Origin of the sequence: Mucilaginibacter sp. SMC90, from assembly GCF_022811725.1 — a bacterium.
Classification (GTDB): domain Bacteria; phylum Bacteroidota; class Bacteroidia; order Sphingobacteriales; family Sphingobacteriaceae; genus Mucilaginibacter.
The window spans coordinates 3,995,568-4,008,860 of the sequence record NZ_CP094527.1 but is presented as its reverse complement, the minus strand read 5'-3'; the positions used below and the strand labels follow the sequence as shown (position 1 = coordinate 4,008,860).

Below are 13,293 nucleotides of genomic sequence, written 5' to 3'. Positions count from 1 at the left end.
CTTATCCATACGGTTTTTAAACGCATTATTGTTGCAGCATCAGCCGCTGCAAATGCAGGTGATAAAAATTAAGAGAACACTTTTAAGGTATCAGTAGGAGGGTTACCGGCAACTCAAATTTTCCAGGTATGGATAATGGAGAGGATATTAGCTGTATAAAAGATCTTGTGGGCTCTAAATCTGTTTGGATCGTCAATTTCTGTCAAACATCGGAATGGGCATAGCTCGCAAACGCGTATTAGCCTGAATTGATCATTTAAGGCGACTAAGTTTTTACCGAAGACAACACGCGGGCGTGATAAAAAAAGAACAGGAATAGACTTGCTGTTACTGGCATCTGAAATAACAGTGTTGTTTTGCTTTGTCGGGTTATTGTTTATGAAATATTGCCCGATTTTGGTATGACCGGCAATTTTAGGACAACGTGTAACATAAAAGCACGAAAAAAAGAAGTACCCTATTGCTATAAATAAACACAGTATTCTTTTACCCAATGTTGCTGTCCTCATGAACCAGGTTTTCAAAGCCCAAATTTAGATGTGCAATGTTATAATTATGTTGTTTGATGATTAAAATAACGTTAAGTGAATTGGCGTTTAATTTGTAACTTGTATTAGGATTATAAACCGGTTAATTTGTTGATGAGCAGATGCGTTAAAATATTATTTGCTTGCTGGTTACTGTTAAGTACAGCCTATCTGCATGCTCAAAGCAGCAGGAGGATTTGCTTTGTTTTTTATGATGGGACATTTAACGCCGATGCTGATACTTTAGCTATACCTGCTACCGGGCCAACACTATCTGTAAAGAACATAAAAGATTTTTATGCCATGGCTGATGCTGATAGGTATAAGACTTTGCTGCAGTCGTTGCTACAGTACAAAGAGCAGCATCGGCTTGACGATTGGCTATATTACCAGCTTGTGCGTAAAACTGCACAGCAAATATGCCCTAAAGAAAAAAATTATAATAACTATACCTTGTACAAATGGTTCATGATGGTCAAGTCGGGTTATGATGCCAGATTGGCTCTGGCCGGCGGGAAGATCATTTTTTATGTTTACAACAATGAGGATATATCAGATATTCCGTCATATACTGTTAACGATAAAAAATACATGTGCCTGAATATCCATGATTACCCCGGGACTGATCTTACTGTGCAGCCTGCTGTTCCGGTTGTTATCGATGTGCCAGGGGCAGTGAATTCATTTTCATACAAAGTTACCAGGATGCCTGACTTTACGCCCGCAGATTATGTTGAAAAGGACCTGCAGTTTTCTTATCGTCACAAATCTTATTATTTCAAAATTAAGCTCAATCCTTTAGTTGATTCTATTTTCAGGAATTATCCTGTTGTTGATTTTGAATCATATTTCAACATTCCGCTGAGTAAGGAAACTTATGGCTCATTGATACCTTTGCTTAAGCAAAATGTAAGCAGAATGAGTACTACCAAAGGAGTTGATTACCTTATGCATTTTACCCGCTATGCCTTTTTGTATGAAAATGATGAGATGAATTTTGGTCGGGAAAAACGATTGAGCCCGGAGGAAACCCTGTTTGCCCAATACAGCGATTGTGATGATCGTGCTGGGCTGTTTTTTTACCTCGTTAAAGAAATTTATAATTTGCCAATGATAGCTGTGCTGTATCCCACGCATATAACTATGGCTGTGCAATTTGATAAACCGATAGGGAAGCCTTTGCTTTATAAAGGAAAAGCTTATTCATTTTGTGAGCCTACTCCGCAATTACACGATCTGAAGATGGGGCAGGTATCTGCCGCACTTACGCAGGTACCTTATAAGGTTGTGTACGAATATAATCCGTAAACAGGTGGACGAATGCTATCAGGCCTGTTGTTCTGCATTATTGATCGCACTGAGCATGCTCTCAAATTCCGCCGTATATCTGTTCCAGGTAGGCCAGTTTACGTCATACAATGATTTTTTACCATCAATTGCAACAATGATAAGCCGGGCATCCATCAATTCTTTTAAGTGATGGGATACCGTGGGCTGTGCTAACGGAAGTATTTCAACTATTTCGCCGCAAGTAAAATGTTTATGCTGTGCCAAAATACGCATAATTGCTACCCTTGCGGGGTGTGACAGCGCTTTCGCTATCATCGATATATCCTGATCTGTTGTGGCAAACTCAGCCTTTTTATGATTAGCCATGTTTAAATGTGAGTTACAAATATATAACCCATATTTAAAAATGAATAATTGAACAGCTGACACTTCATCTAATCTTCATGATATTGGATAAAATCGATATGTGTCTATTTAATTTAATATTTAAGATATTCGATTTGATAATTCTGAGTTAACATGAATTTAATTTAACGGGGATACTTTTGACCCGTCATTGAAAATTTATGAGCAAAATCAAAACGCTACTCCTGCTAATCTTATCTGTATTTTTTATTCGTTCTGGTGCTTTTGCACAAGGCAATGGAAAAATTGTCGGTAAAATAATTGATCAAAAAACAAGTGAAACCCTTATTGGCGCTACTGTAGGCATTGAGGGCACCCAAAGAGGGGCTGCCACAAATGTTGATGGAAGCTACGTACTGGCTGATGTAAAACCTGGAAGATACACCTTGATCATTAAATATATCGGGTACCAAAGTAAATCCATTTCAGATGTTGAGGTAAAAGCCGGTGCAGCTACCTCACTTGATATCGCCTTAAATACAGCAACTTCAACAGCGCTTAAAGAGGTAGTTGTGAAGGCTACTTATCGCCAGGCCTCTGTAGCTGCCTTATACGCGGTTCAAAAAAACAGCGCGTCTATATCTGATGGTATTTCATCAGAATTGATCAAAAGATCTCCCGACCGCAGCACAAGTGATGTGTTGAAAAGGGTAAGCGGAACCACCATACAGGACAACAAATTTGTTGTGGTAAGGGGCTTGAGCGACCGTTATAACACGGCCTCGTTAGATGGATCACCTTTGCCAAGTACGGAGCCTAACCGTAAAGCTTTCTCTTTTGATATAGTACCTGCAAACCTTATTGAAAACATTATTATCAGCAAAACTGCTACACCCGATATTCAGGGTGATTTTGCGGGTGGTAATGTGCAAATAATTACCAAAGATATCCCCGATCAGAACTTTGTAAGCTTTGGAGTAGGTGTGGGGTATAATTCACAAAGTACCTTTAAGGATTTTCAAAGCGGTTTCCGTGCTACCAGCGATTATTTCGGTTTTGACGATGGCACCCGTAAGCTGGTGAGTAATTTTCCTACAACCAATCAAATCGTTAACAAGCAGCTAAGCACTACGCAAACAATTCAATCCATCAGGAGCCTTAATAACGATTTTAATATCTACAAAAGCACTGCTTTACCAAGCCAAAATTACCAGTTTACTGTAGGCAACGTACAGGAGCTTGGTGCCAACAAAAACCGGTTTGGAACCACTGTTGCTTTAACTTACCGCAACTCGCAAAATATAGTGCCCGACTTGATACAACAGTTTGATAACTACAATTATCATAATGCGCAATATAAATTTTCAACCAATGTTGGTGCTCTTGCAAATTTCGCATACAGTTTTGGCAAAAATAAGATCACGTTAAAAAACCTTTATAACCGTGTTTTTGATGATCAGTTCACTTACCGTACAGGTTCAAACTCCAGCAATGGAAGTTATGATAACCGTTTTTACGCAAATGATCTGCTCGAAAAATCGTTGTTCAAAACTACACTTGAAGGCGAACATGCACTTGGCCCTAAAAGTTCAAAATTGAAATGGAACCTTGGTTTCAGCAATATAATCAACGATCAGCCAGATCAGCGTAAAACCAATTACAGGCAAAGCGCCGCCGGAGAGCCGTTTTATGCCCAGGTTACTAACCTAAGCAAAGAAAACGCCCGTGTTTTCTCTCACTTAACCGAAAATATCTATTCCGGCAAAGTTGATTTTAATGTACCTGTTAATTTGTTTAAACAAAGTACACTTAAGCTTGGTGTTAATTCACAATACCGCGACAGAAAATTTGATGCAAGGTTCATAGGGCTTGTCATCAATACAAACAATCCCGATTACGATATCAACACCATATTGCAACGGCCAATCCAAACTATTTTTGGGCCAAACCTTGTAAATACAGGCCTTTACTCGCTTGATGAAATTTCTAACCCAACAGATAGGTATAATGCCCATAGCTTAACTAATGCAGGTTATGCTATGCTTGATAGCAAGTTCAGCGAAAAAGTTAGGATAGTATATGGTTTAAGGGTTGAGAAATTTAATTTAAAACTTCGTACGGAAGAGGTTGCTGTACAACAGCCGCGTGCAGAACTGGATAATACGGACTTTTTGCCGTCAGTAAACTTCACCTATAGCTTAACACAAAAGGCAAATTTCAGGGCGTCATACTACCGCACCGTCGCCCGTCCGGAATTTAGGGAGCTTGCACCTTTTGCTTATTATGATTATGAGTTGCTGGCAACCCTGCAGGGCGAGCCTGATTTAAAACGTACGTTGATAGATAATGCTGATTTAAGGTATGAATTTTATCCGTCAGCTGGGCAGATCTTATCCTTCTCAGTTTTCTACAAAAAATTCCAGAATGCTATAGAGCCCAAGATAGAGGATCAGAATTCTTCAACCACTATTAGCTATTTCAACTCAAAATCTGCATATGTGTATGGTTTTGAAATGGAAGCACGCAAAACCCTTGATTTTATAAATGGCGGGTCTTTCTTCAAAACTACTACTGCATACGCTAACCTTTCAATAAACAAGTCAAAAGTAACAAACCCTGATGACGGCGTTGTGAGGCTTGAAAAAGATCGCCCGTTGGTAGGACAATCGCCTTATGTAGTAAATGCCGGTTTACAACATACCGAGTTTGACAATAAATTATCGGTGAATGTATTGTTCAACAGGCTTGGCAAAAGGATCTTTTATGCCGGCGGCGAAAGGTTTTCAAGCGTGTACGAACAACCAAGAAATGTGCTTGACTTTCAGATTGGTTACAAAGTGCTGAAAAGTAAAGGCGAGATCAAATTGAGCGCAACAGATGTGCTTAATCAGAAATACAATTTCATATATGAGCTTGACGGCAAGCCTTATATCCCGTCAGGATCGGGTTATATATTCAGGAGTTACTTCCCGGGTTCAAGCTATGCACTTTCATTCAACTATACCTTTTAACAACGGATACAAATAACTTAAAACAACTGATTCAAATTGAAAAAAACAAAAATTATGAAAAAACAAGGATTATTATTAGCGTGTATCGTGGCTCTTTTTACAGCTGCCTGCAGCAAGAAAGAGGCTGTTATTGACACCAATCCGCCAAAAGATACTACTGCAGTAAGTAACGTTGTTACAGTAACTGGTGATATTGCTGCCAACACTACCTGGAAGGCTGATAAAATTTATTTATTGAAAGGATTTGTTTACGTTACCAATGGTGCAACACTTACTATTGAGCCAGGAACAATAATTAAAGGTGAAAAATCAAGCAAAGCTACTTTGACAGTAACCCGCGGTGCTAAAATTATGGCGGTTGGTACTGCTGATAAGCCGATTGTATTTACATCTCAATTTGATGCAGGCGCACGTGCAAACGGCGATTGGGGTGGTATCATCCTTTTAGGTAAGGCCCCCGTTAATCAGGGCGATAACGTTGGTATAGAAGGTGGCCTGGATGCTAAAGGCGATGCTGCAAAGTATATCCAATACGGTGGTACAGATGCTAACGACAACTCCGGTACATTGAAGTATGTACGTATTGAGTATGCAGGTATCCCTTTTTCACCTGATAATGAAATTAACGGCTTGACCTTTGGTGGTGTTGGTAAAGGTACCACTATTGATTATGTTGAAGTTTACCGTTCAGGTGACGACGCCTTTGAGTGGTTTGGTGGTACAGTACAATGTAAACACCTTATTGCAATGGGTAGTTTAGATGACGACTTTGATACTGACTTTGGTTTTGCCGGTAAAATACAGTTTGGTTTAAGCCAGCGCTTTAAAACTATTGCCGATATCTCTGGTTCAAACAGCTTTGAAAGCGATAACGATGGTTCAGGCTCAGACAAAACACCGCAAACTTCTGTAGTATTCTCTAACATGACACTGTTAGGCCCAATCACTAAAGATGGCGAAACGAACGTTAATGCTAACTATCAGCATGGTGCGCAGATCCGTCGTAATTCAGCAATAAGCTGCTTTAATTCAATCTTCTCAGGTTATGTTGAAGGTATCTATATCGATGATACAAAAGAAACTACACCTAACTCTACTTTAGGTAATTACACTGCTGGTCGTTTGGTATTCAAAAACAATATTATTTTAGGTAGCAACAAAAAAAGCAACGAAGTTAAAGGTGAAAACAAAGCAGCGTTTGAAACCAAACTTAGAGCTGAGAATGTTTTTGACGCTACAAAATATGCCGATTTAGTTATCAACTCTCCGTTCAAATTCTCATCTGATTTTGCTAACGCAGGTACTCCTGACTTTACTGTAAAGGCTGGTTCAATTGTAGCTACAGGCGCTCTGTTTACCGATGCGAAATTAACAGATGCTTTCTTTGAGAAAGTTGATTACAAAGGTGCTTTCGGTTCAACAGACTGGACTGCTGGCTGGGCCAACTTTGATCCTCAAACTATGCCATATACAACTCCGGGCGCTGTTAGAAAATAATTAACCAACGCTTGTAAAGAGGTCTCCCGGTAAGCTGGGAGGCCTTTTTACATTAACGGAGATCATTGCTGTTTTTTTATCATATCTATGTTGTCATTAAAATCAAAATTCACAGAAACCGATAGTGAGCTTGCCAGCTTTGCACGCATACTCGCTCTTCCGGTAAGAGTTTATATAATCAGGATGATTATTGAAAACGGTAATGCCGTTAGCAAAAAAGAGATGTGCAGTGTACCATTTGAAATGGAAAACATACTGAAACATGTAGCCGAATTGAAAACTATAGGAATGGTTAAAATAAGCGGAACCAAAGCTGATACCAGATATAGCATAGATGTTGCTTTATTTAGCCGGATGACATCTCGTTTTTCTTCATTGTTTGATAATTTAAATGCTGTTGATCAATTGCCTGCCATACCTTCTATCGGGGCCAATGCTAACGATAGCACCAGCGACGTAATTAAGGAAACTTCTGATAGCCTTAGTTTTGGAGCGTTTATAAAAAAACATCGTTTAGCATTGAAAATTTCGCAGGAGAAATTAAGCCGCGAAACAAATATTGACCGGGCCGAATTAAGCCGGATAGAATGTGGTAAGAAAAACCCTGGCCCCGAAAAGCTGATATTGTTGTCGAAAGCTCTTTACATTGATATGGATAACATAACTAAGGAATATTATAGTTCAAGGATAGTAAATATGGTTGAGGAAAGCGGTTTTAGCGATGTGATATTGAAAAGTGTATTAACAAGGCTGAATTATTTTTCGCCCGCGGTTTAAAGCATTTATATAAGGTGTAATTATTAAAAAAAAAATACTGCAGTTTACTGTAGCACAATGTGTTACACGCACGTACAGGTAAGTATAAATAACCTATAATATGAAACCAAAATTTATCCTGCCATTATTATTACTTAGTAGCATTTTTTATTCCTGCAGTAAACAAAACAACAGTAAGCAAGAACCCGACATTGATGATAAAAATTTAACCACCTGTGCTGCGGGTGCTGGTTGCAGTTTTCTATTTACCGAACAGGCCGATTTTGAGGGATACACAAATCTCAAAGCAGGTACATACAGAGTGTTTTGGAGTGTCCAGGAAAACTCCGGAATAACTGCAACTTTATATATCAAGGCTCCGATGCCGGGTAAAAGCTTTGAACTAACAAAAAACGACATCCTTGCCGGTAAGATACAATTTAACCGTTCATGTCCGTCTTGTTACATGGCAGCGTTTAAGCCGGTAGATGGTTATGTTAAAGGCATTAATATTACTCCCGATAAACCCGCCGATCAAACAAAGTGGCTGGTGGAAGCAAAAATATTTTTGCAGGCCAATGAATATCCCCAATTAAAAGATACTGTTTTTGTTAAGCAATATTTCTCTCCAAACTTTGTGATGAATTAAGCTTTACCTGCTGTTAACGCCACCTTTTTTTTATTATAAAACATCCCCCTGAAAGTAAAACAACCATTGGGTGTGTTAATTATTGGTTAATTTTTATATCTGACGGAAACTTTTTGGATCTGTTTTCGTAAAAAACAATCAATAATAAAATACAGGTCCTTAACTATGCATTTTAGAGCCGCCCCCAAAATGCGAAGAAAGGTAGCTTTGCTGCTTTTTATAATTTTTTTATTTTGTACAGATCACGTGTTTGCTTCCTATGTTTTTAACTGGGATGGCAGTACATCGACGGATTGGAATACTACTTCTAACTGGACAATAACCGGTAGTGGCACAGGAACCGCAACTTATCCCGGAAGCGGTGGACGAACAGATGATATAGTTCAATTTGGAGTAACCGGATCCACATATACCAACCAACCGGTTTTAAATACCAGTGTAACCGTTGCTTCTATCACTTTTGGACGGATTCAATACGTTTCGGGAGGAGTCTTAACTGGCACGTCGCTGACCGGAACAATATTAACTGTAAATGGCGCGACATTGACCGTAACAGGTGATATTGCCCAGGATGTCAATACCAATACAAGTGGTACCATTTTTAATGATATGAGAGGAACCGGTACGATCTCCTGCACCAACATACAGATCGGTACTAATTCAGCTACTTATGGCAGTTTTTCATTTTTATTTTCAGAGATTAACACGCTAACAGTCAGCAATAACGTAAATATACATCTAAACGTAAAACAACAAAATGGAAGCGGGTTCAGGTTGGAAAATGGTACTATGACAATAGGTAACCAGATAACCTTTACAAATCATAGTGTAACCAGTCAAAACGCTGCTTATTTTACCGTGAATGCCCGTACATCGTACAAAACAACTAATACCAATACTAATCCAACATTAATTTTAAATGCTACTAACGCTATCGGAAGTATTCCAGTACCTTATGCGTCCTGTAATTTTTATGGTGACCATAATCCAGGGGGGAAGGCCACTGTTAACTATAAAGGGGCAAACCCTATAATCTACACTACCTCCATACAGGGATTCGGGCCTGGTGGTGGACCTGTGAATACCAATGCCGCAACGGACCCCACTTATGATAACCTGATTATACAAGGAACAGGTACTGCTGTTATCGGCGGTACAACTGCCGGACAAACAAGCTATTTAAACATCGATTCCACATTTGTCACGTCGTCAAATGCGTCGTTTTCCAATGCAACCAATACAGCTACAAGAGTCGGTGTTACAGGTTCAACAGCTGCCACCTGGACAAATAATTCGGCGGCAACGGTTACCGGTGGCGCAGGGACAATTGATATAAACGGATCGCTCAGTAACGCAGGTACCATGACCATGGGGACGGGGGCCTTAAGTATCTCAAAAGATTATATCAATACCGGAATCTTTACACCAAATGCTACACCTACTATTACTTTTGATGGTACAACGCAAAGCCTCACCGATGCCACAAGCAATGGCACAAATTTCTACAACGTAACTTTTACAGGTGGTGGCACCAAAACAATGGCCTCGGGTAGTAAGTTCACTGTTGCGCCATTATATACTTTAAATGTAATAAGCCCATCTTCAACTTCATTATCAACCCTCGCTGTGGGGAATGCTACATCAACTACTACCGCGCTTACTTTACTGTCGGGCTCAACGGGTGATGCCAGTATCGGGAATCTTGCATCGGGGGGCTTTGTCAGTAGTATTACCGGCAGCATCAACGTTCAGCGTTATGTGAAAGGTACATTGCGCCGTTACATGCTGCTTTCGTCGCCGGTTACAAATGGTACAACAACATTTACTACAACTGGTTCACTTCCTACTTATAATCTTTTACCGCTAAAAGCTACCACCTATATTACAGGTCCGGGTGGATCTGCAAACGGGTTTGACGATGCGGTCGCCACAAACAACAGTCCCTCGGTTTTTGTTTATGACGAAAACGCTCCTGTTAGTGCAAATGTAAACCAGGTGTTAAATAATGAGTATAAGCCATTTAGTTCAACAAGCCAGGGTTTGCCGGCAGCAAACGGCTTTTTATACTATTTTAGAGGGAGCAGGAATGTGGTTAATCCTTTCGTAAGGCCATTTCCTGCAACGGATAATGCTACATTGAATTTTTTCGGCACGGTTATAAAGGGTACAGGTACGGGTGCCACCAATGCACAGCTTACAGCCAATATCGTTAATTTTCCGGGTACGCCGCCTACTTATTATACAGCCACTACTGTAAGTGCGCCAACTACTTTTTCCTATCATGCAAACGCAACCAAGCAAGGTTTAAACCTGATCGGAAATCCATATGCCTCAGTAATTGATTTGCAAAAGCTTTACCTGGCTAACACCGCAAATACCTCCACTAACATTACCCATAAATTTTACTACATGCTGGTAAAAGATGCCAGTACGGGAACCAATAGTTCATCTACCAAGTTCGCACTGTATGACGCCTATACTGGTTCTGTAGGAGCGGGGGCAAGCCGGTATGCTTTGTCAGGGCAAGGCTTTTTTATTTTAGCTCCTTCCGGTGCAGTGGGTATCAAATTTGATGAAAGCATGAAGGTGCCGTATTCTAATTACACGGGGGCGCCATCATCAAATCCGGTTTTTAATGTGGTTGGTAACCCTGATAGAAATATTTCGGCCTCTTTTGCTGCAAGTAAACCTATTAGTGAAAGTATAAGTACTTTGCCCCGGCTTACTATGGAACTTGTGCAGGACACCGTTGTTCATAACTCTACAGATATAAATTTCGACGGAAGTTCTGATTCTAAATTTGTTACAGGCGAAGACGCACCATACTATCAGCCATCGGGACAGGGCGATTTATTTTATTCGCTGAGCAGTGATTCGGTAGGGTGTTTTGCCAATTACACCGGCAATCTCGAAAAATTAAAGCGTGTAAACCTGATCGTTACCTTTTCTAATTATGGAACATATAAGCTTACATCGCCCATAAAAAAGAATATTGATGCGAGATACTCGATTTATCTCAAGGATAAATACACCAATGATTCGCTTGATGTTGTGCATAATGCAGAATACGCATTCAAAGTTGAAACAAATCCTGCCAGTTATGCTCATGACAGGTTTTATCTTACTATTGGAATAGTTCCCGGACATGATTATCGTTTGCTAAGCTTTAGCGGAAAGAAAGTTACAGACGGGATCGCCTTAAATTGGGAAACCGATAACGAAAGTAATTTTACCGGGTTCGCTGTTCAGAAAAGCGCAGACGGCGGTAAAACTTTTTTAACAATTGATAGCTTGCAGTCAACTGGTGCGGGTAAATATGGTTACACGGATCAAACTCCGGGTACCGGCCGGATAGTCTACCGGCTTAGCCAAAGCCTTGTAACCGGCGAAAATAAATTATCTGATAACATTAATTTCGATATTCAGCCGGGGACGGGTGTAAGTAAGTTTCTGGTTTATCCAACCGTAGTGTCGTCAAGTACGGTTAATATAAAGTTAGAACAAACATCGTCAAGACCTGTTAGGATAAATATAGTTAGTCCATCCGGGGCTATAGTCAAAAAACTCTCGGCAACAGGCACAAATACAATACAAGAAAATGTTAACGATTTGGGCCGGGGGCTTTACATAGTAGTTGCAGTTAATGAAGGCACAGGAGATAGAATTGGAAGTGGAATGTTCTTTAAACAATAACGGTATGTATTTTTTATCTACGATTGTATCAAAATGGAAAACCATATTGGCCATTGCGGTATTTAATTTACTTACAATATCCATGAGTTTTGCTGACCCGGGAGACGGGCTTTGCGATGGTAATGATGGCGGCCCGGATGGATGCCCGCTGGATACCTGGGTTTGGGTATTGATGTTGGTAGCTTTATTGTTTACTATCCGGCATCTGAGCCGAAAAAATAAAATGAAGACAGCATAAACCTATGCTTCTTTTGCCTCGTCCGCTATGGATTTAAATTATATAAAGTGACTTTATATAATCCCATCAGGAAAGTCCATTTTTTTGCTTGTTGCAATTATTGTGCTGTAATTCCCGGAAATATTTTCATTGCAGATCGTTTGTATGGCAATGAAACCGGTTTTCATTTGATGGTAATGAACAACCGTTTCAATGCTGAAGTTTTAAACTCAGGGGATTTGGATAATTATCGCTTTGGTCTTCTGCAACATTATCCAGGCATTTAAAATCCTTTTCAATAAGGAGGTACATTGCGCCGGTATTGTTTTCATAGCCAACCTGGTCGGTGCTTGTCCATTCAAGCGCCATAGTAACCGGCATATACATGGTTATGGTATCGTTGTTAAAGCTTGCTGTTAAAGAATTTTGCGCTGAGCGCTGCAGTGCGTATTTAAACACTTTGCTTCCAAATTGAGTCGCTTCCTCCAGGTAGCCATTGGTGTCAAATTTTTCTACGTCGGTTTTAGTTAAACGATAGCGTAGTGAGTTTCCTTTTATCCTTATTTTCATTTCTCTTAGTTTTTAACGTTAACAACATCGCCTATAATAATAATAGCGGGGTAGGTAAGTTGATTGTCGGCAGCAATGGCTTCGAGATCTCTTACCTTTCCCTTTGCTGATTTCTGTTGGGGTAATGATGCGTGTTGTATAATGGCGGCCGGTGTATCGCCTTTGCCTGCGTTTATATACGCCGAGGCTATTTCCGCGAGTTTTTTCATGCCCATATATATAACTACGGTTGCGTTGCTGTGCATGGCGCAGGTAAGGTCGGCTGATAGGCTACCGTCTTTTTTTGTACCGGTTACCATCCAAACGCTTTCGCTTACCTGCCGGTGAGTTAGCGGAATATCTTCCAGCCCCGAAGCCTGCATGCTTGTTACGCCCGGAATATAATGTGTGGTAATACCATGTTGCCGCGCGTAAATGATCTCCTCAAACCCACGGCCAAATATAAATGGATCGCCTCCTTTTAATCGTACTACGTTGCCTTTGGTAAAAGCATAGTGCTTTATTAATTCATGAATGGTTTCCTGGGGGGTATAGTCGCCGTAAGGCTGCTTGCCCACGTATACTTTTTCGCAATCTTCCCGGCTTATCGCCAGTAATTCTTTATTTGCCAGGTTGTCATATAATATCACATCTGCCTCTTGTAATACCCTATATCCCTTCATTGTTAGTAATTCTGGGTCTCCGGGGCCGGCTCCAAGTATAAAAAGTTCAGGATTTGATATAATTTTTTGCATTTTT

10 protein-coding genes are annotated in these 13,293 nt (G+C 40.2%); 7 read left to right on the top strand and 3 right to left on the bottom strand.

All coding sequences use genetic code 11. The annotated features are described in order from the left end of the window. The first annotated feature begins 641 nt into the window (after positions 1 to 641). Positions 642 to 1,835, top strand: coding sequence for a hypothetical protein (locus tag MTO98_RS17195; RefSeq protein ID WP_243487846.1), 1,194 nt, complete (start codon positions 642 to 644; stop codon positions 1,833 to 1,835). An 18-nt stretch (positions 1,836 to 1,853) separates the two neighbouring features. Here the strand turns inward: MTO98_RS17195 and MTO98_RS17190 are convergent, their stop codons facing one another. Further along, entirely contained in the window at positions 1,854 to 2,183 is a 330-nt protein-coding gene (locus MTO98_RS17190) for a helix-turn-helix transcriptional regulator (protein ID WP_243487845.1), read from the bottom strand. A gap of 200 nt (positions 2,184 to 2,383) precedes the next feature. Between MTO98_RS17190 and MTO98_RS17185 the strand changes: the two genes are divergently transcribed. The 6 genes from MTO98_RS17185 to MTO98_RS17160 all read left to right on the top strand — a co-directional run bounded on the left by MTO98_RS17185 (position 2,384) and on the right by MTO98_RS17160 (position 12,006). Beyond that, positions 2,384 to 5,173, top strand: coding sequence for a TonB-dependent receptor (locus MTO98_RS17185; protein ID WP_243487844.1), 2,790 nt, complete (start codon positions 2,384 to 2,386; stop codon positions 5,171 to 5,173). Positions 5,174 to 5,227: 54 nt separating this feature from the next. Then, a complete protein-coding gene (locus MTO98_RS17180; RefSeq protein WP_243487843.1) occupies positions 5,228 to 6,670 on the top strand; it encodes a hypothetical protein in 1,443 nt (480 codons plus the stop codon). Between the two features lie 87 nt (positions 6,671 to 6,757). After that, on the top strand, positions 6,758 to 7,447 hold the full coding sequence (locus MTO98_RS17175; protein ID WP_243487842.1) for a helix-turn-helix domain-containing protein: 690 nt from the start codon (positions 6,758 to 6,760) through the stop codon (positions 7,445 to 7,447). Between the two features lie 100 nt (positions 7,448 to 7,547). Next, positions 7,548 to 8,075 (top strand): hypothetical protein, encoded by a 528-nt coding sequence (locus MTO98_RS17170; protein WP_243487841.1) that lies wholly within the window; start codon positions 7,548 to 7,550, stop codon positions 8,073 to 8,075. Between the two features lie 189 nt (positions 8,076 to 8,264). Then, a complete protein-coding gene (locus MTO98_RS17165; protein WP_243487840.1) occupies positions 8,265 to 11,768 on the top strand; it encodes a hypothetical protein in 3,504 nt (1,167 codons plus the stop codon). 4 nt (positions 11,769 to 11,772) lie between these two features. Continuing rightward, complete coding sequence (locus tag MTO98_RS17160; protein ID WP_243487839.1) at positions 11,773 to 12,006, top strand: hypothetical protein; 234 nt, start codon at positions 11,773 to 11,775, stop codon at positions 12,004 to 12,006. Between the two features lie 189 nt (positions 12,007 to 12,195). On the opposite strand, the gene MTO98_RS17155 is transcribed toward MTO98_RS17160, so the two are convergent. Continuing rightward, a complete protein-coding gene (locus MTO98_RS17155) occupies positions 12,196 to 12,555 on the bottom strand; it encodes a hypothetical protein (protein WP_243487838.1) in 360 nt (119 codons plus the stop codon). A gap of 5 nt (positions 12,556 to 12,560) precedes the next feature. Next, the gene (cobA, locus tag MTO98_RS17150; protein ID WP_243487837.1) at positions 12,561 to 13,289 is read right to left on the bottom strand and encodes a uroporphyrinogen-III C-methyltransferase; all 729 of its coding nucleotides are present in this window, start codon (positions 13,287 to 13,289) and stop codon (positions 12,561 to 12,563) included. Positions 13,290 to 13,293 lie beyond the last annotated feature (4 nt).

Excerpts from the sequence above, each read along its gene's own strand:
- MTO98_RS17190 (WP_243487845.1), bottom strand. The coding sequence starts at position 2,183 with ATGGCTAATCATAAAAAGGCTGAGTTTGCCACAACAGATCAGGATATA.
- MTO98_RS17195 (WP_243487846.1), top strand. The coding sequence starts at position 642 with ATGAGCAGATGCGTTAAAATATTATTTGCTTGCTGGTTACTGTTAAGT.
- MTO98_RS17160 (WP_243487839.1), top strand. The coding sequence starts at position 11,773 with ATGTATTTTTTATCTACGATTGTATCAAAATGGAAAACCATATTGGCC.
- MTO98_RS17185 (WP_243487844.1), top strand. The coding sequence starts at position 2,384 with ATGAGCAAAATCAAAACGCTACTCCTGCTAATCTTATCTGTATTTTTT.
- MTO98_RS17155 (WP_243487838.1), bottom strand. The coding sequence starts at position 12,555 with ATGAAAATAAGGATAAAAGGAAACTCACTACGCTATCGTTTAACTAAA.
- MTO98_RS17165 (WP_243487840.1), top strand. The coding sequence starts at position 8,265 with ATGCGAAGAAAGGTAGCTTTGCTGCTTTTTATAATTTTTTTATTTTGT.
- MTO98_RS17170 (WP_243487841.1), top strand. The coding sequence starts at position 7,548 with ATGAAACCAAAATTTATCCTGCCATTATTATTACTTAGTAGCATTTTT.
- MTO98_RS17175 (WP_243487842.1), top strand. The coding sequence starts at position 6,758 with ATGTTGTCATTAAAATCAAAATTCACAGAAACCGATAGTGAGCTTGCC.
- cobA (WP_243487837.1), bottom strand. The coding sequence starts at position 13,289 with ATGCAAAAAATTATATCAAATCCTGAACTTTTTATACTTGGAGCCGGC.
- MTO98_RS17180 (WP_243487843.1), top strand. The coding sequence starts at position 5,228 with ATGAAAAAACAAGGATTATTATTAGCGTGTATCGTGGCTCTTTTTACA.